The organism is Oscillibacter sp. CAG:155, from assembly GCA_000436875.1.
In the GTDB taxonomy this organism is placed as follows: domain Bacteria; phylum Bacillota; class Clostridia; order Oscillospirales; family Oscillospiraceae; genus Oscillibacter.
The window spans coordinates 377-20,861 of sequence record FR890878.1 but is presented as its reverse complement, the minus strand read 5'-3'; the positions used below and the strand labels follow the sequence as shown (position 1 = coordinate 20,861).

The following is a 20,485-nucleotide window of genomic DNA, read 5'->3' as shown; positions in this document are numbered from 1 at the left end:
CCAGCCAATGGCCGCGCGCAGAAATGATTGTGGAAAATTAATGGCGGACCGGGCAGAGAAGAGACGACTTCCCGGGCCGGATTTTGGAAGAACCGGCTGCCCTCAGCGGCAGAGATAGGAGAACCAGCCCTCGGCGCTGTGGGTCTCCAGAATCTCCAGACCCGCCGCCCGGAGCTTTTCGGCCACTTCCTCCGCCCGGTCGTCAATGATGCCGGAGCAGAGGAACACGCCGTGTTCCGCCAGCAGGGGACGGACCGCCGGTGCCAGGGCGATGATGACGTCCGCCACAATGTTGGCCAGAACAATGTCGTACCCACCGCCGATCTCCGCCTGCAGGGCCTGATCCGTCAGGATGTCGCCCACCCGGACGGTATAAGCATCCCGGCCGATGCCGTTGAGGGCGGCATTTTCATAGGCCACATCCTGGCACTTGTCGTCAATGTCGCAGGCAAAGGCCTCTTTGGCCCCCAGCCGCAGGGCGGCGATGGACAAAATGCCGCTGCCGCAGCCCAGGTCCAGCACCCGCTCACCGCCGTGAATCCGCTGATCCAGCGCCGTCAGGCACAGCCGGGTGGTGGCGTGGGAGCCTGTGCCGAAGGTAAGGCCGGGGTCCAGGATCAGCGGCACCCGTCCGGCGGCCAGGAGCTTTTGCACCTTCGGGTCCTCCTGAAGCCACTGGGGGACCACCACCAGATGCTCCCCGATCTCCATGGGCTTGTAATATTGCTTCCAGTTGTTCTCCCAGTCGGCGTCCTTGAGGTTCTCCAGCGTCAGCAGCAGCGACCCGCAGTCGTCCCGCTGGGTCTTGAGCTGCTCCAGGGCCAGACGGACTTCACCCATCTTGGCAAAGCCCTCCTCGCCGGCTTCCAGGTAGAAGGTGATGCGGGACTTACCGGCCATCTGGGCGGCAAGGTCCTCGTCCACATAGTCCCAGTACTGGTGGTTGTTCTCCAGAAAGTCCTGGAACTCTGTCTCGTCGTCGATCACCACGCCGTCGATGCCCAGGGCGGAGAGCAGCGTCTCCACCGGCTCCAGTCCGGTGTGGGTGGTGTCAATGTGCAGCTGCAGCCAATCCATATCTTGTCTCCTTTTCAGCGCTTGCTGCCCACAAAGAACAGCGCCACGGTGCCGGGGCCGGAGTGGTTGCCGATCACCGGCCCCACATAGTTGAGGTGGATGTCGTGGTTTCCGAAGCGGCGGGTGATCTCATCCGCCACCAGCAGGGCGTCTCCCTCACAGTCGCCGTGGCTGATGAACACGGTGCCGCCTGCGGGGTCCAGAGCGGTGGCTTCCATCCGGTCCACCAGCGCCATCAAAGAGGCGCGGCGGCCCCGGGCCTTGCTGACGGAGATCAGCCGGCCCTCATCGTCCACATGCAGCACCGGCTTGATGGAGAGCATGGTGCCCACCAGGGCGGTGGCGGCACTGATGCGCCCGCCCCGCTTGAGGTGGTTCAGATCGTCCACAGTGAACCAGTGGCAGATATTGCCCTTGGTGGCCTCCGCATAGTCCCGCAGCCCGGTGAGAGACCGGCCCGCGGCCTTTTCCCGGGCGCACAGATACACCAGCAGGCCCTGGCCCAGAGAGGCGCACCGGGTGTCCACCACCAGCACCTGCCCGTCGGGAAACTCCTCTCGGAGATCGTCCGCGGCAATGACGGCGGACTGATAGGTGGTAGAGAGGGCGGAGGAGAAGCTCAGATACAGAACGTCCTTTCCCTGGGAAAGGATCTCCCGCATCTGCTCTTGAAACTCCCCCACGCTGACGGCGGAGGTGGTGGCGGTCTCTCCGGCCCGGATGCGGCTGTAAAAGTCCTGGAAGGCGATGTCCCGACCGTCCAGCCAGTTGCGGTAGGTCTGACCGCCCATCTGCAAACTCAGCGGCACCACCGCCACGCCCAGGTCCCGGGCCATCTCATCGGTGAGGTCGCAGCAGCTGTCGGTCATGATGACGAAATCACGCATGTTCATCCTTCTCCTTTTCCTTGCGGCGGTCCTTCCGCCGGCTCTCCGTTTCCGCGCCTGCGGCCTCCTGCTGCTGCCGCAGCAGCGACACGTAGCGGTTGCTGGCAACGCCTGCGGCGTAGCTGAGCAGGGCGAAGTGAATGGCGGCGTCCGCCAGGGTGGACTCGTCCAGATAAAGCTCCATCTCGTCGGCGGTGATGTTCAGTGCCTTGTCCAGACTCTCACAGAACGCGGCGTAGCCGTCGGCCACGGACCGCTCGCCCTGGAGTTCCTGCTTGATGAGCAGGTCCATGTCCCGGGTGGACATCACCCGCTTGAGCACGCAGATGGCAGTGAGGTAGGCCAGGTGTTCCCGGTTGTACTTCTTGCCGGCGGCCCGGGGGACCAGACCGCTTTTCGTATAATTGTTCACCATGGCCGAGGTCAGTCCGTCGTCCTCGTCAAAACGGATCACCTGGCGGTCCATGTAGCTGAGCACCTGGTCCATATACAGCGCGAAGTCCGGCAGCTGTTCCCAGGGGACGGGCCGCTGGGTCCGCAGCCGCTGGCGCAGCTCAGTCAGATCTTCCATGAGGGATACACTCCTTCCTGGTGTGTCTTTTCATCCAAAGGCAGTATAGCACCGGGAAATGGTTTTGTAAATTACATTTTACGGAGAAAGAGACGAGATGCCGTGCCTCATGAGCTCATTTTCCCACGCAGAAGCGGGAGAAGATCTGCTGAACGATTTCCTCCCGGGCGGTGCGGCCGGTGAGCTCGCCCAGGGCGTCCAGGGCCTCCTCGGCGTCGGTGAGGACTGCATCCGGAGTCAGACCGTTCTCCAGGGCCGCCAGTGCCCGGCGGATGGCCTCCCGGGCCCGGGAGGCGGCCTCCTGCTGGCGGGCGTTGGTGAGGATGGACCCGTCGGGGATATCTCCCTCCGGAAACAGATGCTCCACCGCCCGTTCCAGAGAGAAAACGTCCCCGTTGAGGGCGCTGATCTCCACGGCGGCGTCGGGCTTGGGCAGGGAGGGAGCCAGAGAGAAGATGGCGCCGTGCCCGGGATGGAGATCCTGCTTGTTGAGCACCAGAATCCACCGGGGACAGCGGCTGGCAAGGCGCAGGATCTCCGCGTCTTCCTCCGTGGGGGCAGCGGAGCCGTCCACCACTGCCAGAGCCAGGTCCGCCCGCTCCAGAGCCTGCCGGGAGCGCTCCACGCCCAGCTTTTCCACCGTGTCCTCCGTGTCGCGGATGCCGGCGGGGTCTATGAGCCGCAGCCGCACCCCGCCGCAGAGGACGGATTCCTCCACCGTGTCCCGGGTGGTGCCGGGGATGTCGGTGACAATGGCCCGCTCGTACCCCGCCAGGGCGTTTAAGAGGGAGGACTTGCCGGCGTTGGGCCGACCCACAATGGCAGTGGCCACGCCGTTTTTCAGCACGTTTCCCCGGCTGCAGGTGTCCAGCAGGCGGGAGAGCGTGGCGTCGCATTCTCGGAGGGCCCGACGGATCTCCCGGGGCTGGATGTCCTCGATGTCCTCGTCCGGGTAATCCACCACGGCGTAAAACCGGCTGGTGATATCCAGCAGGCGCTCCGTCACGGCCTCGAAGTCCCGGCGCAGGGAGCCGTGGAGCTGGGCGGCGGCGTTCCGGGCGGCAGCTGCGGTCTCCGCATCGATGAGGTCCACCACCGCCTCCGCCTCCGTCAGGTCCAGGCGGCCGTTCAAAAAGGCCCGGCGGGTGAACTCCCCGGGGCCCGCCTGTCGGGCGCCGGCGGCAAACAGGGCGAAGAGCAGCTCCCGCAGCACCACGGGGGAGCCATGGCAGTAAAACTCGGCGGAGTCCTCACCGGTGTAGCTGTGAGGGCCGGGGAAGCGGACGGCAAGGCCCCGGTCGATGCAGCGGCCCTGGGTGTCCAGCATCTCTCCAAAGACCATCTTCCGGGCGTCCTGCTCCGAAAAGGACCGGCCGTTTGCCGGGCGGAACACGGCGTCGCACAGGGAAAAGCACCCCTCGCCGGATACACGGACGATGCCGATGGCGGTGGGGGCTGCCCCGGTGGCGATGGCGGCAATGACATCCATAAAAACGATCTCCTTTCTAAAACGGGGACAGCGGGTTCCGGCGCGCCGCAGGGCGGCGGGGAACCTGCGGCAGTCAGGCCAGGTCCTTTTTCAGGACAAAGTTCTCCAGCATCTGTCCCCGGCGCTCCACCTGCTGCCCATGGATCAGGCGATAGCCCCGGGCCTCGAAAAAGGGCCGGGCGGTGCGGGAGGCGTGGACCGTGAGAACGGGACCGGTGCACTGCTGTTCCAGAAAATCACACAGCACCGTTCCGATCCCCCGGCCCTGGCGGTCCGGACGAACGTAGAGCAGGTCCAGATAAGTGCCCTCTATGGCGCCGAAGCCCAGCAGGGTCCCGTCCTCCTCGGCGGTCAGGAAGGTCTCCTGCCGGAGCTTTTCCGCCCAGCGGGCGGAATCTGGGGCCTCCGGCGCCCAGGCGGAGAGCTGGGCGGGGGTATAATCGGCGGCGCAGGCGGTGTGGACTGCGGCATAAAAGAGAGACAGCAGTGCGTCCAGATCTGCCTGCGTACAGGGGCGAATGGTCATGATAAGGCTCCTTTCTCAGCGGGAACGAGGAAAAACCAGAGAGTCCGGAGCGGAACGGTATAGACCGCCCCGCGTGAAAAAGGTTTCCATCATTATAGAGGAGGGCGGGAGCTGTTTGCAAGTCCGGACTCCCTTGCTGCGGCTGCGATAAAAAAGGCCGGGCGCAGCGCGCCCGGCCTTTCCAGGTCGATTTTCGTTCCGGAGGACCGGCGCAAAACACAGGCGAAACGCCCGGCTTTACTTAATCCGCTCGCCAGCGGCCTCCTTGGCCTTGATCTCCTTGACGGCATCCTTGTGAGAGAGGTTCACGCGACCCTTCTCGTCGATGTCGGTGACCTTCACCCACATCATGTCGCCCACCTTGCAGGCATCCTCCACCTTCTCGATGCGGTGGTCAGCCAGCTTGGAGATGTGGACCAGGCCGTCCTTGCCGGGGGCCAGTTCCACGAAGGCGCCGAAGGTCATCAGACGGACCACACGGCCGTAGTACAGCGCGCCTACCTCAGGGACGAACACGATGTCGTCGATGCACTTCTTGGCGGCGTCGCAGGAGGCGGCGTCCACGCCGGAGATGAAGATGGAGCCGTCGTCGTTGATGTCGATCTTGGCGCCGGTGTCGGCCACGATCTTCTGGATGACCTTGCCGCCGGAGCCGATGACCTCCCGGATCTTGGAGGGGTCGATGTGCATGGTCAGCATCTTGGGGGCGTACTTGGAGACTTCCTTCCGGGGCTCGGAGATGCAGGGCAGCATGATCTGGTCCAGGATCTCGCAGCGGGCATCGTAGGTGATGTCCAGAGCTTCCTTGATGATCTCCATGGTGAGGCCGTCGTTCTTCAGGTCCATCTGGATGGCGGTGATGCCCTTCTTGGTGCCGCCCACCTTGAAGTCCATCTCGCCGTGGAAGTCCTCCACGCCCTGGATGTCGATGAAGGTGGTGAAGGAACCGTCGTCATCCTGAATCAGGCCGCAGGAAATACCGGCCACAGGGGCCTTGATGGGCACGCCGGCGTCCATCAGTGCCAGAGTGGAGCCGCAGATGGAGCCCTGGGAGGTGGAGCCGTTGGAGGAGAGCACTTCGCTCACCACCCGGATGGCATAGGGGAACTCCTCCACGGAGGGCAGCACGGGCAGCAGCGCCCGCTCGGCCAGAGCGCCGTGGCCGATCTCACGCCGGCCGGGGGAACGGGCGGGCTTGGCCTCGCCCACGGAGTAGCCGGGGAAGTTGTAGTGGTGCATATACCGCTTCTCGGTGTCCTCCCAGATGGTATCCAGCTTCTGGCAGGCGGAGAGGGTGTCCAGGGTGCAGACAGAGAGCACCTGGGTCTGGCCGCGGGTGAAGAGGCCGGAGCCATGGGCCCGGGGCAGTACGCCCACCTCGGCGGCCAGGGGCCGGATCTCGTTTTTCTGGCGGCCGTCCACGCGGTGGCCTTCCAGCAGCCACTGCTTGACGATCTTCTTCTGGAACTTGTAGGTGAACTCCTCCAGGTACTTATCCATGTCGGGGTACTGCTCCAGATACTTCTCATGCCACTTTTCGATCATGGCGTTCCAGCGGGCTTCCCGGACGTTCTTGTCGTCGGTGTCCATGGCGGCCTTGGCCTCGTCCATGAAGTTGGCGACGATGTCGTCGAAGAGCTCCTGGTTGAAGTCGGCGTGGGGGTAGTCGAACTTGGGCTTGCCCACCTCGGAGACCATCTGGTCGATGAGGGCCAGGATCTTCTGGTTCTCCTCATGGGCGGACTTGATGGCCTCGAACATCACGTCGTTGGGGACCTCGTTGGCGCCGGCCTCGATCATGACCACCTTCTTGTGGGTGGAGACCACGGTGACGTCCAGGTCAGAGACCTTGCGCTGCTCGCTGGTGGGATTGAAGACCAGCTTGCCGTCCACGAGACCCACCTTCAGCGCGCCCACGGGGCCGTTCCAGGGGATATCGGAGATGGCCAGGGCCGCGGAAGTGCCGATCAGGGCCGCGATCTCGGGGGAGCAGTCGTGGTCCACGCTCATGACGGTGCACATGATGGACACGTCATTGCGGAAGTCGTAGGGGAAGAGGGGGCGGATGGGCCGGTCGATGACGCGGCTCGTCAGGATGCCCTTCTCACCGGGGCGGCCCTCCCGGCGGTTGAAGGAGCCGGGGATGCGGCCCACGGCGTAGAGCTTTTCCTCAAAGTCCACGCTCAGGGGGAAGAAGTCGATGCCGTCCCGGGGGCGGGGAGCGGCGGTGGCGCAGCAGAGCACCCGGGTGTCGCCGTAGCCCACCATGACAGCGGCGTTGGCCAGCTCTGCCATCTTGCCCACTTCCATAGTCAGAGGACGGCCGGCCAGCTCCATTTCATACTTGTGATAGCCGGGGAACTGTCTTTTGGTAATGATCGTTGACATGATTCGTCTCCTTTGTTGAAAAATTCCGCATGGGAGCCAAACCATTTAGCACTTGAACATGCGGCCGGCGCTCCGGCCGCATGTTCAACTGCTAAAGGCTTATACGGCTCTCATACGTGCGGGGGGAAATGTGAAAGAAGGGTGGTGCAGAAGTCCACACCACCCTGTTTCAAACTTACTTCCGGATACCCAGCTTGGCGATGAGGGCACGATAACGCTCGATGTCCTTCTTCTGCAGGTAGTCCAGCAGGCTCCGACGCTTACCGACCATCTTCAGCAGGCCCCGGTTGGAGTGCTTGTCCTGGGGGTTCTTGCGCATGTGCTCGGTGAGCTGGTTGATCCGCTCGGTCAGGATGGCGACCTGAACCTCGGGGGAGCCGGTGTCGTTCTCGTGGGTACGGTTGGCGTTGATAACAGCCGTCTTCTGTTCTTTACGCAGCATGGATAAATTCCACCTTTCTGAAAATTCCCCGCAAAACTGCGCGCCGGGCCGGTGAAAGTCCACGGGACGAAGCTTTGGGGCATAATGGTATGCGCCTGCATACCTTAGTGACTATACCATAGAAGTGTTGCGTTGTAAAGGAAAATTTATGCGTTTCCCGGCACTTTTTTTGTGCCGGCGAGGGGTCAGAGAAGGCTTTCCACCACGCCCTGAAGTCCTTCCTGCTCATAGAGTTCCCGGTAATGAGCCACCTCGTCCTGGATCAGGCTGTCGATCACCTGAATGCCCAGCAGCTCCACCGGGGCCCGGTCGTCGGTCAAAAGCAGGTCGCCGGCGGTGTAGGGCGTCAGGCGCTGCGCCACGTCCTCCAGGTTCTGCCGCAGGTCCGCCCGGGTGAGGGCGGCGGTGCCGCCGGAGAGGGTCTCCAGCGCATCGGCGCCGTTCCAGGCGAAGAGCTCCCGGTTGGTGGTGCGGGGCACGTCCGCGGTGTAGACGGAATCAAATACGGAGGAAATGGTGTCGCACAGGTGGGCGTTGATGCTGCCCTCCCCGTCGGAGTGCATGTTCATGTTCACCGCCATCACACCGTCGGGTTTCAGGTGGTCCCGCACCAGGGTGAAAAACTCCACAGTGGACATCTGAAAGGGGATGGTGATGTCCTGATAGGCGTCCACCAGGATCACGTCGTATTTCTTGTCCACCGCCTGCAGGTAGGCCCGGCCGTCATAGGTGGAAACCGATACCTCCTCCGGCAGGGCGAAGTACGTCCGGGCCAGGTCCGTGATGTCCTGGTCGATCTCCACGCCCTCGATGGAGAGGGTTTGGCCGTTCCGACCGCCGAAGAACTCCTGACACTGGGCGGCATAGGTGCCGCTGCCCATGCCCAGAATCAGGATGTCGAAGGTCTCCTTTTCCTGAATTCCCGCCATCAGCGGCGCCGCCAGGGCGGTGTCGTAGTACATGCCGGTGAGGCCGCCGTCCTTCTGCCGGACGGACTGGACACCGAAGAGCACGTTGGTGGAGAGAATGACCGAGTCCTCCGTCTCCTTGACCTGTAAATAGTTGTACACGGACTCCCCCTCGTAGAGGAGGTCATCCTCCCAGAACGCAAAGCTGTCCCGGTGGCCGAACACGGCGCACAGAACCACCGCTGCCAGCGCACCGGCGCAGGTGCGGAGGTGGCTGCGGCCGCTGAGAAAGTAGGCAAGCCCCAACGCCAGCAAGATGCCGGAGAAGAGCAGGAAGGTCACGGAGGTGCCCACCGCCGGGATGGTGACAAACGTGGGCAGGAAGGTGCCCAGAATGCTGCCCACCGTGTTGAATGCCTCCATATTGCCCACGATCCGGCCGTTGTCCTCCAGGGAGTCGGTGGTGTACTTCACCAGAGAGGGGGTGACGGTGCCCAGCAGGAACAGGGGATAGACAAAAAGAATCATGCAGGCGGCAAAGGCCGCGATAATGAGAAAATTGGTGCTGACGGTGAAGATCAATGCCGCCGACACTGCCAGGATCACGTACTTGCCCACCACCGGGATCAGGGCGATCCACACGGCGGCGATGAGGATGCGGCGGTAGAGGCGGTCGGGGTTGGGGTCCCGGTCGGCGGTGCGGCCGCCGTAGAGGTTTCCCAGGGCCATGGCGATCATGATGGTGCCGATGATGATGGTCCACACGATCTGGGAAGAGCTGAAGTAGGGGGCCAGCAGGCGGCTGGCGCCCAGCTCCACCGCCATGACGGCCACGCCGGAGAAAAATTCCGTCAGATAGAGGTAGAGCTTGTTTTTCAGAATCGGACGCTGGTTCATAGGGCTCCTTTCCTTCCGCATCAGGCGGAAAACAGGGAAATCAGCGGAAAATCCGCTGTCTTTATCATCCGCCGGGGCAGCGGTGTTGTCAAGAAAAACCAGGCGTCCAAAGGGCTCTTGACAGGTTAAATCCGGTGTGTTATCCTAACCGTACTAGTACGGTTAATACAGTTAGCGGCAAGGGAGAATCGCCGCAGAAGGGAAGGTGAACGCGATGATCAGCCTGAACTACCGGGATTCCCGTCCGATCTACGAGCAGATCGAGGACGGACTGCGAAAGCTGATCGTCACCGGCGCCCTGGGAGCGGATGAGAAATTGCCCTCCGTCCGGGCGCTGGCCGCCCAGCTGGCCATCAACCCCAACACCATCCAGCGGGCTTATAACGAACTGGAAGGGGAGGGCTATATCTATTCGGTCCCCGGCAAGGGCAGCTTTGCCTCTGCCAATGCCGGCGCCGATGAGGCCCGCCGCCGGGAACTGCTGGGAAAAGTGCGGGAGCTGCTGGCAGAGCTGCGGTATCTGGGCGTCAGTCAGCAGGAGCTGACGGATCTTGTAAAGGAGGTGTTCGCGTGATTGAAGTGCGGGAGCTGGTCAAGAAATTTGACGGCATTCGGGCGCTGGACGGCGCCACGCTGTCGGTTCCGGCGGGCAGCGTGTACGGGCTGGTAGGCCCCAATGGCGCGGGCAAATCCACGCTGATCCGGCATTTGACCGGGATTTACCATCAAGATGGCGGCAGCGTCACCATCGGCGGGGAGCCGGTGTGGGAAAACGCAGCCCTCAAGGCCCGGATCGCCGCGATTCCGGACGACTGGTATTACTTTCTGCAGTCCTCTGTGCGGGATATGATGCGGTTTTACCGGGGATTTTACCCCTCGTTTTCCATGGAGCGGTACAACGCCCTCAAAGAGGTCTTTCAGATCGACGAGCGGCGGACCATCCGGCGGCTGTCCAAGGGCATGCAGAAGCAGGTGGCTTTCTGGCTGGCGCTGAGCTGCATGCCGGATTACCTGATCCTGGATGAACCGGTGGACGGCCTGGACCCGGTGATGCGGCGGCAGGTGTGGTCGCTGGTGCTGGGCGACGTGGCCCAGCGGGGCGTGACGGTACTTATTTCCTCCCACAACCTGCGGGAGCTGGAGGATGTGTGCGATCACGTGGGCATTATGGACCGGGGCCGGGTGCTGCTGGAGCGGTCCCTGGCACAGCTGCAGGACAACATGGTCAAGCTCCAGGTGGTGTTCCCGGAGGGAATCACGGAGGTGCCGGCGGATCTGCCGGTGCTCCACGCCTCCCGAGTGGGCCGGGTCCACACCCTCATCATGCGCATGGGGGCGGAGGAGGCCACGGCCCGGGTGGCGGCATATCATCCGCTGCTGGCGGACGCGCTGCCGCTGACATTGGAGGAGATTTTCATTTACGAGTTGGGAGGTGTGGACTATGCGGTCAAAGACATCGTGCTTTAACGGAACGCTCCTGCGCAAGGACCTGGGCCGGTTTTGGCCGCTGTGGTGTGCATATCTGGCGGTGTGGCTGGTGGCGGTGCCGCTGAACCAGTTTTTGACCCTCTTCGGCACCTCCATCCGGTATTATACCCCCATCCAGCTGGTGGATGTGGCGGTTTCCAATCTGCTGGACATGGGCACGGAGTTCGGCATGTGGATGGGCCTGATTTCCGGGTGCTTCTTTGCCATGGCGCTCTTTTCCTACCTGTGCTCTGCCCGCAGCGTGGGGATGATGCACAGCTTCCCCATCCGGCGGGAGGGATTGTTCTTCACCCACTACCTGGCGGGCTGCATCGTGTTTTTGAGCAGCCTTGTGATCACAGGACTCCTGACCGCCGCCGTTCAGGGTGCCGCCGGGGTGCTGGAGTGGCGCAACATCGGATTGTTTTTCCTCTGCGCGGCAGGGCAGATGCTGTTCTTCTACTCCTTTGCGGTGTTCTGCACCATGTTTACAGGCCAGATCCTGGCGATGCCGGTGTTTTACGCGGCGCTGAACGTGGTGGCCATGGCGCTGTGCCAGGCGGTGCAGACGCTGGGGAGCATGTTCCTCTACGGTTACAGCGGCGGCGGGACTCCCGCGTGGGTCCGCTGGCTGACGCCGCCCTATCAGCTTCTCTCCCGTCTGGAGACTACAGGCACCTGGAACGAGGAGCTGGGCTGCAATGTGGACCGCACTGTTGAAGGACTCGGGACGCTGGGTGTCTATGTCCTGGCGGGGCTGGTGCTAGCCGGAGCAGCGCTGGCGGTCTACCGCGTGCGCCGCAGCGAGACGGCGGGCGACGTGGTGGCGGTGTCCTGGGCCCGGCATCTGTTCCGCTTCGGCGTGGGCATCTGCGCGGCGCTGATGGTGGGGCAGTGGCTCTATTACCTGATCTGGAGCGAGTTCTTTGAGGAGAGTGTCAAGTCTCCGGCGCTGCCGCTGGCACTGGTGTGCATGGTGGTGCTGGGTCTTGTGGGTTTCTTCGGCGCGGAGATGCTGCTGTGCAAGTCCTTCCGGGTGCTCCGCAGCGGCTGGAAGGGCGCCGTGGTGGTGACGGCGGTGGTCCTGGCGCTGGGCATCGGCGTGGGGCTGGATGTGACCGGCGTGGAAAGCCGGGTGCCGGACGCTGCGGCGGTGAAGAGCGTGGAGTTTTCCATCGGCGGAAATACCTACCTCACCGGGATCGTCAAGGACCCGGATACCGTGGAGCAATTTTTGCAGCTGCACCGGGAAATGGTCGCCGACAAGAAGGAAGAGCAGCTGCGGAAGGTCCGCTTCTATGCCGGTGATCCGGACAAAGTCCAGGAGACCACGGGCCAGTGCACGGTGACACTGCGCTATCAGCTGGGCCGGACCCAGATGCGGCGCAGCTACGAGCTGTTTTACCCCTATGAAGAGGTGAACGACCCCACCTCGCTGATCGCGCAGATGGGGGCTCTGGTGCAGGAGCCCGCCGTACAGCGGGCCGCGCTGCTGGACGGCAGCAGCCTGACGGAGCAGGAAGTGCTGGACCATCTGGCGGGCGGCAGCATGATCTATGCGCAGACCATCTATGCCGACGGCGGCTGGAGCAGCAGCAGCTATCCCTTTGAGGGAAAGGTCGCCCAGGCGGTGCTGGAGGCGATTCTGCGGGATATTGACGCAGGCCGGGCCGGCGGGACCATGTTCGCCGAGGATGGCTGGGAGCAGACCTATGAAAACTCCCTGGAGTTCTGGTATACCCAGGGAGACGGCATGAGCTCCCTGGACATCGGGATCACTCCGGCCTATACGGAGACCATTGCCGTGCTGCGCCAGTACGGCATCGTCAGTGACCAGCGGCCCCTGATGACCAACCGGGAGCTGAGCGACCTCTCCAATCAGGCTGCCGACCAGCCGAACCGGCAGGATGGATATGAGCTCCAGACCCTGCTGGAGAATCCGGGAACCGGCTTCTCGGTCTCCTGGCCGGCGGATTACGAGGCGGAGGCGAATCCCTGAGCAATGAACACCCAAACCCATCCCCGCCGGAGAAGGCGGGTGAAAAAGAGAAATCCCCGTTTCGCGGCGCTGGTGCTGGCGGTGGTCTGCGTGGCGGCGGGTGCCGCCGTGTGGATGCACGGGGCGCTCCGGGGCCTGCCGGGGGAGGACATCAAGACGCCGTCCTACGTCCAGAAGGACTACCTGACGGTCAACGAGTGGTCCCGGCCCGGCACGCCGCTGGAGAAGATCAACGGCGTCGTGATCCACTATGTGGGCAATCCCGGCACCACGGCGGAGGCCAACCGCAATTACTTTGAATCCCTGTCCTCCGGTGCCGACGGCGTCTACGCCAGCAGCCACTTTATCGTGGGGCTGGAGGGGGAGGTGATCCAGTGCGTCCCCCTGACGGAGATCGCCTATGCCTCCAATTCCCGCAACGACGACACTGTTTCCATTGAGGTCTGCCACCCGGATGAGACGGGGGAGTTCTCCCCGGTGACGTATGACCGGGTGGTGGAGCTGACCGCCTGGCTGTGCGAGACGTTCCGCCTGGACCCGGAGACGGACGTGATCCGTCACTACGACGTGACGGAAAAGCTCTGTCCGCTGTACTACGTGGAGCATCCTGAGGCCTGGGACACCTTCCGGGCGGATGTGGCGGCGGCCATGGAGGAGGATTCCTGAAAAACTATCAAAAAAAGTTTCAAACCGGTGAAACAAATCGCCCTGTTCAATCGTCTTATAAGTAGATGGGGCACTGCATCAGCGGATGCACGGAAGGGAGCGGAGCGCATGGATCAAAAGTGCGTTGTGGAAAATCTGTGGCGCGTTTGGGTAGACACCAAACGGCGCATTGTATCCTTTCACGAGGAAGAGGGCTGTCAGCTGCTGGAGTTCCGCAGCCATGAGATGTTTCTGCGCTGTGTGGACCAGTATTCCGGGAAACAGTACCGGTATCAGTGACAGCGCCGTCCCGTGCAGGGCACAGTACATGAGAAGAAAAAACAGGGCGGATGCCGAAACGGCATCCGCCCTGTTTTTTCTTATCGGGAGATCTGCTCCCGCAAAACGATGTCCCGGGATGCCTCCATGTGGGTCCGCAGTGCGCCGTAGGCCGTCAGATCGTCCCGTCCGGTGCAGGTGCGGATGGCCTCCAGAATGGCCCGGTGCTCCCCGATGGCTGCCTGGCGCCGGTTGGGGCTTTGGAAACTCTGCTTGGCGATGACCGACATGCGGTGATTGCAGCTTTCAAAGAGCTGGGAAAATTCCTGATTGCCGGAAAACGCCACAAGGCGGCTGTGGAACGCCAGATCCTCCTGCCAGAGCTGGTCAAGGGGCGCGTCCGCCAGCGCTTCCATGCGGGCGATGCTGCGCTCCAGCTCCGCGATGGCCGCCTGGCCCTCCGGCGTGTCCTTCCGGTGGGCCAGATGCACCACGCAGAAGCCCTCCACCGCTGTCCGCACCTGATAGGTGTCCCAGATGTCATCCTCGGACATCCGGTGCAGCCGGAATCCCCGGCTGGGCAGGATGTCCACCAGCCGCTCCTGGTTCAGCCGCACCAGCGCGTCCTTCACCGGTGTGCGGGAGATGCCGATCATAGCCGCGATCCGGGTCTCCGAGTAGATCTGATCCTCCTGCAGTGCCCCGGTGAGGATCTGCTCCTTGATATGGGCGTATGCTTCTTCCTGCAACAGTGTGTAGCCTGCCATGGACATGTCCCTCCTCCGTATGCTGGTATCTTACAGGATACCGGTATTCCAATCAAGGGCTATTTTCACAAAAAAACAAAAAGTTTTTGCGCAGAACGCTGATTATTTGAATTTTAGCGGAAATTCGCAATTTTTTCTTGACCGGTATACCGGTATGCAATATACTGGAGCCAACAGGACCGGAGGACCGCAGGCCCCCTCGGCACAACAAAAACAACATCCGCTTGGATGGAATGGAAGGACGATTGATGATGGGCAAAATCGGGTTTATCGGACTTGGGATCATGGGCCGCCCTATGGCGAAGAATCTGCTCAAGGGCGGGCAGCAGGTAATGGTCAGCGACCTCAACGGCGCCGTGGTGGAGGAGCTGCGAGGCCTGGGCGCGGAGTCCGGCACGTATGTGGAGCTGGCAAAGGCGTGTGAGATCATCTTTACGATCCTGCCCACCGGCGCCATTGTCCGGGAAGTGCTCTTCGGGGAAAACGGCGTGGCCTCCGCGCTGCGGCCGGGCCAGGTGGTGTGCGATCTGTCCAGCGTCACCCCCGGTGAGTCCCAGGAGTGCTACCGCCGCCTCAAGGAGATGGGCGTGGGCTTTGTGGATGCGCCGGTCTCCGGCGGAGAGCCCGGTGCCATCGCCGGGACTCTGGCCATTATGTGCGGCGGCGACCAGGCGGACTTTGACCGGCTGATGCCGGCCTTCCAGTGCATGGGCAGCAGCGCCATGCTGATCGGCGGTCCCGGCGCCGGCAGCGTCACGAAGCTGGCAAACCAGATCATCGTGAATCTGAACATCGCCGCAGTGTCCGAGGCGCTGGTGCTGGCCACCAAGGCCGGCGTGGACCCCATGAAGGTCTATCAGGCTATCCGGGGAGGCCTTGCCGGCAGCACCGTGCTGGACGCCAAGGCGCCCATGATGTGTGCCCGCAACTTCAAACCCGGCGGGACCATCCGGGTCAACCACAAGGACATCAAGAACGTCCTGGCCACCGCCCATGAGATCGATGTGCCCCTGCCGCTGACGGCGGAGCTCTTTGAGATCCAGCAGGCGCTGAAAGTCTCCGGCCACATGGACGACGACCACGCCGGATACGTCCAGTATTTTGAACAGCTGGCCGGCGTGGAGGTCCGGGGCGGAGCGCAGTAAACAGGAGGGACAGTTGATGGAAAACACCATTTCCGCAGAGATTCTCACGCAATTTCCGCCGGTGGACACGGCGGCGGTGGATGCACTGCTGCGCCGGGAGATCGCGGCGGACGACACCAAGTTCATCGTGCTGGACGATGACCCCACCGGCGTTCAGACGGTCCACGACATCTCGGTGTATACCGACTGGACGGTGGAGAGCATCTGCAGCGGGCTCCAGGAGCCCCGGAAACTCTTTTACATCCTCACCAACAGCCGGGGACTGACGGTGGAGGAGACCACCGCCGTCCACCGTCAGATTGCCGCCAACGCGGTGGAGGCCGCGGCCCGGACCGGACAGCACTATCTCATCATGAGCCGCAGCGACTCCACTCTCCGGGGCCATTACCCGCTGGAGACGGAGCTGCTGCGCCAGGGGATGGAGGCCGCCGGCCGCCATGTGGACGGGGAGATCCTGTGCCCCTTCTTCAAGGACGGCGGCCGCTTCACCATCGGCAACACCCACTACGTTCAGTACGGCGACGAGCTGGTGCCCGCCGCTCAGACGGAGTTTGCAAAAGACAAAAGCTTTGGCTACACCCACTCCGACCTGCCCGGCTACATCGAGGAAAAGACCGGCGGCCGCTACCCGGCCTCCAGTGTCACCTGCATCTCCCTGGAGGAGCTGCGGGCCCAGGATTACGACGGCATCGTGGAAAAGCTGATGGCCGTGACGGACTTCAACAAGGTCTGCGTCAACGCCATTGACGCATGCGACGTGAAGGTGTTCGCCGTGGCGCTGTATCGGGCCATGGCCCGGGGCAAGACGTTTTTGTTCCGGACGGCGGCGGAGCTTGTGAAAGAGGTAGGCGGCATCACGGATATCCCGCTGCTCAGGCGGCAGGACATGGTGACGGTGGACACCCACACCGGCGGATTGGTGTTGGTGGGCAGCCATACCCGGAAGACCACCGCCCAGCTTGAGGCGCTGCTGGAACTGCCCTGTACGGTGCCCATCGAGTTTCAAAGCGACCTGGTACTCCAGGGGGACGAGGCCCTCTCCGCCGAGGTGGACCGGTGCGTGGCCCTGGAAGAGGAGGCCATTCGCAGCGGAAAGGTGGCGGTGTGCTATACCAACCGCCGGCTTTTGACGGTGGAAAACGACACCAAGGAGAGTGCCCTGGTCCGCAGCGTGAAGATCAGCCAGGGCGTCCAGAATCTGGTGGCCCGGCTGCGGGTCACGCCGGCCTTCCTGATCGCCAAGGGCGGCATCACCTCCAGCACCATCGGCACCGAGGCCCTGGGAGTGAAAAAGGCCAATGTGCTGGGCCAGATCTGTCCCGGTATCCCCGTGTGGCAGACCGACCCGGGCAGCAAGTTCCCGGGCATCCCCTATGTGATTTTCCCGGGAAATGTGGGCGGTGCCCAGACGCTGCGCCAGGCCGTGGAGACGCTGGTGGCGGAGTGAGACGGTGATCTGCCCGGAAAAACAGGAAAAATCTCGCCGCAGCAGTTGACAAACCGGCAAAACATGATATGATGTTCGGGTAATCGAATACAATGGCGTAGATAAGGACGAGTAGCGCATCGCAACCTGCAAAGAGAGCCGCCGTGACGGTGAAAGGCGGAGAGGAACGGCGCGTGAAAATCACCTTGGAGCCTCCTGCTGAAAGACGACGCGAGTAAGCGTGGACGTGTGACGGGCGTTATTCCGTCGGCCTGTGCAGCAGGCTGTGAGCGGCCGCATCCCGCAAGGGTACGGCAACCGAGAGTGGTACCGCAGAGTGTTAAAAACGCTTTGTCTCTTGCAAAAGAGGCAAAGCGTTTTTCTTTTTCAACGGCGGGATCTGATGAAAGAGCCCGACCGATCCAGATTGAATACCATTTACCATATAGGAGGAATCAGAAAACATGGACTACAACAAGACCATCAATCTGCCCAAGACCGACTTCCCCATGCGGGCGGGCCTGCCCAAGCGGGAGCCGGAGATGCTGGCCCGGTGGAAGGAGCAGGACGTGTACAACGAGCTGCTCAAAAAGAACGAGGGCAAGCCCCTCTTCAACCTTCACGACGGCCCTCCGTTCTCCAACGGCGCGCTGCACATGGGCCATGCCCTGAACAAGTCCATCAAGGACTTCATCACCCGTTCCTACGCCATGCGGGGCTACTACACCCCCTATATCCCCGGCTGGGACAACCACGGCATGCCCATCGAGTCCGCCATCATCAAGCAGAACAAGCTCAACCACAAGGCCATGAGCATCCCCGATTTCCGCTCTGCCTGCCACGACTTTGCCCGCCACTATATGGACGTGCAGAGCGAGGGCTTCCAGCGCATGGGTGTCCTGGGCGACTGGGAGCACCCCTACGCCACCATGAACCCCGGCTTTGAGGCCGAGGAGGTGAAGGTCTTCGGCGAGATGTACAAGAAGGGCTATATCTACAAGGGCTTCAAGCCCGTGTACTGGTGCCCCCACGACGAGACCGCCCTGGCCGAGGCTGAGATCGAGTATCAGGACGATCCCTGCACCACCGTGTATGTGAAGTTCCCCATGCACGACGACTGCGGCAAGCTCAGCCAGTACGACAAGTCCAAGCTCTTCTTCGTGATCTGGACCACCACCATCTGGACCCTGCCGGGCAACCTTGCCATCGCGCTGCATCCCGACGAGTCCTACGCCGTGGTGAAGGCCCCCAACGGCGAGATGTATATCATGGCTGAGGCCCTGACGGAGAAGGTCATGAAGCTGGGCGGCTTTGAGACCTACGAGATCCTGGAGACCCATCCCGGCGCCTTCTTCGAGAACATGCTGGCGGACCACCCCTTCCTGCCCAAGACCTCCCGTCTGCTGCTGGCGGACTACGTCACCATGGACTCCGGTACCGGCTGCGTCCACACCGCTCCCGGCTTCGGCGCGGACGACTATGAGACCTGCAAGCGCTACGGCATGGACATGGTGGTGCCCGTGGACGACCAGGGCCGTCACACCGCGTACGCCGGCAAGTACGCCGGCATGAAGACCGACGAATCCAACCCCGTGATCCTGAACGACATGAAGGAGAGCGGCATGCTCTTTGCCAGCGAGGACATCGTCCACTCCTATCCCCACTGCTGGCGCTGCAAGGGCCCCATCATCTTCCGGGCCACGCCTCAGTGGTTCTGCTCCGTGGAGTCCTTCAAGGACGAGGCCTGCGCCGCCTGCGACGATGTGCGCTGGGTGCCCGGCTGGGGCATTGACCGGATGAAGTCCATGGTCCGGGAGCGCAACGACTGGTGCATCTCCCGTCAGCGCAAGTGGGGCCTGCCCATCCCCGTGGTCTACTGCAAGGACTGCGGCAAGCCCATCTGCAACGACGAGACCATCGCCGCCATCTCCGACCTCTTTGCCAAGGAAGGCTCCAACGCCTGGTTTGCCAAGGAGGCTGAGGAATTCCTGCCGGAGGGCTTCACCTGTCCTCACTGCGGCGGCAAGACCGGCTTCACCAAGGAGACCGACACCCTGGACGGCTGGTTCGACTCCGGCTCCACCCACTTCGCCGCCATGAAGCGGGACCAGGGCTTCTGGCCCGCCACCATGTACCTGGAGGGCCTGGACCAGTACCGCGGCTGGTTCCAGTCCAGCCTGCTCACCGCCGTGGGCGCGCTGGGCCAGGGCGCACCCTTCAAGGAGTGCGTCACCCACGGCTGGACCGTGGACGGCGAGGGCCGTGCCATGCACAAGTCCCTGGGCAACGGCATGGACCCCTATGAGATCATGGACAAGTACGGCGCGGATCTGCTGCGCCTCTGGGCTGCCAGCGCCGACTACCACGCCGACGTCCGCTGCTCTCACGAGATCTTCAAGCAGCTCTCCCAGAACTACCTGAAGTTCCGCAACACCGCCCGGTACTGCCTGGGCAACCTGGACGGTTTTGACGCCGATCACCTGACCCCCGCCGACGAGATGGAGGAGCTGGACCGCTGGGCCGTCACCCGCCTCAACCAGCTGATCGAAAAGTGCTTCAAGGCCTACGACGACTATGAGTTCCTGGTGGTCACCCACGCCGTCAACGACTTCTGCGTGGTGGATATGTCCAACTTCTATCTGGACATCATCAAGGACCGGCTCTACTGCGAGGAAAAGGACGGCGCCAAGCGCCGCAGCGCCCAGACGGCTCTGTTCCTGATCCTGGACACCATGACCAAGATCATGGCGCCCATCCTGGCCTTCACCTGCGATGAAATCTGGCAGTCCATGCCCCATCGCGCCGATGACGACGGCCGGAACGTGGTGTTCAATGAGATGAATAAGCCCTTCACCGACTACGCCCTGGACGACAAGGCTATGGAGAAGTGGGCGGTTGTGGAGAAGCTGCGGGACGACGTCAACGCCGTGCTGGAGGCCGCCCGTGCCCAGAAGAAGATCGGCAAGGCCCTGGAGGCCCATGTGGCCCTTCACGCCGCTGACAGCGAGACCGCTTCCGTGCTGATGCAGGTGGCGGACCTGAACCTGGCGGAGCTGTTCATTGTCTCCGACTGCCAGATCTCCAATGCCGATGTGGCGGCGGACTCCGTCTCCGGCACCGGCACTTCCTACCCCGGACTGACCGTGGAGGTCAGCGAGGCCAAGGGCGAAAAGTGCGAGCGGTGCTGGATGCACTCCACCCGCGTGGGCGAGGATGCGGACCATCCCACCCTGTGCCCCCGCTGCGCTGCCGTGGTGGCAAAGCTGCCCCAGTTCTAAGAAACATTCCGCAGGGGCCCGGTGCCTGAAGCACCGGGCCCTTGACTTGTTTTTCCGGGCCGTGTACACTGAAACCAAATTTCAAACAGCGAAGGAGAACCGCGCTATGCTCTATGTCTGTTCCGCCCTTCTGGCCGCAGCGTTGCTGGGGTTGGACCAGTGGCTCAAACACTATGTGACCGTGAATATCCCCCTGGGTGAGGCCCAGCCCCTGCTGCCCGGGGTGGTGGAGCTGCGCACCGTCCACAATTACGGCGCCGCCTGGTCCAGCTTTTCCGGGATGCGCTGGATTTT

18 protein-coding genes and 1 other annotated feature are annotated in these 20,485 nt (G+C 62.7%); of the genes, 9 read left to right on the top strand and 9 right to left on the bottom strand.

The window, feature by feature from the left end; translation table 11 throughout:
- Positions 1-102 precede the first annotated feature (102 nt).
- The 8 genes from prmA to QZL67_RS03770 form a co-directional block, all read right to left on the bottom strand.
- Positions 103-1,077, bottom strand: a complete 975-nt coding sequence (prmA, locus tag QZL67_RS03805; protein WP_022289443.1) for a 50S ribosomal protein L11 methyltransferase — start codon at positions 1,075-1,077, stop codon at positions 103-105.
- 14 nt (positions 1,078-1,091) lie between these two features.
- Positions 1,092-1,964 carry a DegV family protein gene (locus tag QZL67_RS03800; protein ID WP_022289442.1) on the bottom strand — a complete coding sequence of 291 codons (873 nt, stop codon included), beginning with the start codon at positions 1,962-1,964 and terminating at the stop codon, positions 1,092-1,094.
- A complete protein-coding gene (locus QZL67_RS03795; protein ID WP_022289441.1) occupies positions 1,957-2,535 on the bottom strand; it encodes a DUF1836 domain-containing protein in 579 nt (192 codons plus the stop codon). Before QZL67_RS03795 ends, QZL67_RS03800 begins: the two co-directional genes overlap by 8 nt.
- A gap of 115 nt (positions 2,536-2,650) precedes the next feature.
- The gene (gene mnmE, locus QZL67_RS03790) at positions 2,651-4,024 is read right to left on the bottom strand and encodes a tRNA uridine-5-carboxymethylaminomethyl(34) synthesis GTPase MnmE (protein ID WP_022289440.1); all 1,374 of its coding nucleotides are present in this window, start codon (positions 4,022-4,024) and stop codon (positions 2,651-2,653) included.
- Between the two features lie 73 nt (positions 4,025-4,097).
- The gene (locus tag QZL67_RS03785) at positions 4,098-4,550 is read right to left on the bottom strand and encodes a GNAT family N-acetyltransferase (RefSeq protein WP_022289439.1); all 453 of its coding nucleotides are present in this window, start codon (positions 4,548-4,550) and stop codon (positions 4,098-4,100) included.
- A 237-nt stretch (positions 4,551-4,787) separates the two neighbouring features.
- Complete coding sequence (locus QZL67_RS03780; protein ID WP_022289438.1) at positions 4,788-6,938, bottom strand: polyribonucleotide nucleotidyltransferase; 2,151 nt, start codon at positions 6,936-6,938, stop codon at positions 4,788-4,790.
- Between the two features lie 175 nt (positions 6,939-7,113).
- Positions 7,114-7,380 carry a 30S ribosomal protein S15 gene (rpsO, locus tag QZL67_RS03775; RefSeq protein WP_022289437.1) on the bottom strand — a complete coding sequence of 89 codons (267 nt, stop codon included), beginning with the start codon at positions 7,378-7,380 and terminating at the stop codon, positions 7,114-7,116.
- A 185-nt stretch (positions 7,381-7,565) separates the two neighbouring features.
- A complete protein-coding gene (locus QZL67_RS03770; RefSeq protein WP_022289436.1) occupies positions 7,566-9,185 on the bottom strand; it encodes a spermidine synthase in 1,620 nt (539 codons plus the stop codon).
- A gap of 214 nt (positions 9,186-9,399) precedes the next feature.
- Between QZL67_RS03770 and QZL67_RS03765 the strand changes: the two genes are divergently transcribed.
- The 5 genes from QZL67_RS03765 (at position 9,400) to QZL67_RS03745 (ending at position 13,596) form a co-directional block, all read left to right on the top strand.
- Positions 9,400-9,759, top strand: coding sequence for a GntR family transcriptional regulator (locus QZL67_RS03765; protein WP_022289435.1), 360 nt, complete (start codon positions 9,400-9,402; stop codon positions 9,757-9,759).
- The gene (locus tag QZL67_RS03760) at positions 9,756-10,652 is read left to right on the top strand and encodes an ABC transporter ATP-binding protein (RefSeq protein ID WP_022289434.1); all 897 of its coding nucleotides are present in this window, start codon (positions 9,756-9,758) and stop codon (positions 10,650-10,652) included. Before QZL67_RS03765 ends, QZL67_RS03760 begins: the two co-directional genes overlap by 4 nt.
- Positions 10,627-12,651, top strand: coding sequence for a hypothetical protein (locus tag QZL67_RS03755; protein ID WP_022289433.1), 2,025 nt, complete (start codon positions 10,627-10,629; stop codon positions 12,649-12,651). Before QZL67_RS03760 ends, QZL67_RS03755 begins: the two co-directional genes overlap by 26 nt.
- A 39-nt stretch (positions 12,652-12,690) precedes the next feature.
- Positions 12,691-13,317, top strand: a complete 627-nt coding sequence (locus tag QZL67_RS03750) for a peptidoglycan recognition family protein (protein ID WP_366914434.1) — start codon at positions 12,691-12,693, stop codon at positions 13,315-13,317.
- Positions 13,318-13,425: 108 nt separating this feature from the next.
- Positions 13,426-13,596 (top strand): hypothetical protein, encoded by a 171-nt coding sequence (locus QZL67_RS03745; RefSeq protein WP_022289431.1) that lies wholly within the window; start codon positions 13,426-13,428, stop codon positions 13,594-13,596.
- Positions 13,597-13,676: 80 nt separating this feature from the next.
- Here QZL67_RS03745 and QZL67_RS03740 read toward each other — a convergent pair whose 3' ends face one another.
- Entirely contained in the window at positions 13,677-14,342 is a 666-nt protein-coding gene (locus QZL67_RS03740) for a GntR family transcriptional regulator (protein ID WP_022289430.1), read from the bottom strand.
- 251 nt (positions 14,343-14,593) lie between these two features.
- Here QZL67_RS03740 and garR point away from each other — a divergent pair, with 251 nt between their 5' ends.
- From garR to QZL67_RS03720, 4 genes are all read left to right on the top strand, one after another.
- Positions 14,594-15,487, top strand: a complete 894-nt coding sequence (garR, locus tag QZL67_RS03735) for a 2-hydroxy-3-oxopropionate reductase (protein WP_373887778.1) — start codon at positions 14,594-14,596, stop codon at positions 15,485-15,487.
- 16 nt (positions 15,488-15,503) lie between these two features.
- Positions 15,504-16,934 carry a four-carbon acid sugar kinase family protein gene (locus tag QZL67_RS03730; protein WP_022289428.1) on the top strand — a complete coding sequence of 477 codons (1,431 nt, stop codon included), beginning with the start codon at positions 15,504-15,506 and terminating at the stop codon, positions 16,932-16,934.
- An 89-nt stretch (positions 16,935-17,023) separates the two neighbouring features.
- Positions 17,024-17,275 (top strand) — a binding site (T-box leader).
- Positions 17,276-17,377: 102 nt separating this feature from the next.
- Positions 17,378-20,191, top strand: a complete 2,814-nt coding sequence (gene ileS / locus QZL67_RS03725) for an isoleucine--tRNA ligase (RefSeq protein WP_022289427.1) — start codon at positions 17,378-17,380, stop codon at positions 20,189-20,191.
- A 106-nt stretch (positions 20,192-20,297) separates the two neighbouring features.
- The coding region (locus tag QZL67_RS03720; RefSeq protein ID WP_292919805.1) for a signal peptidase II at positions 20,298-20,485 on the top strand (188 nt) is incomplete at its 3' end.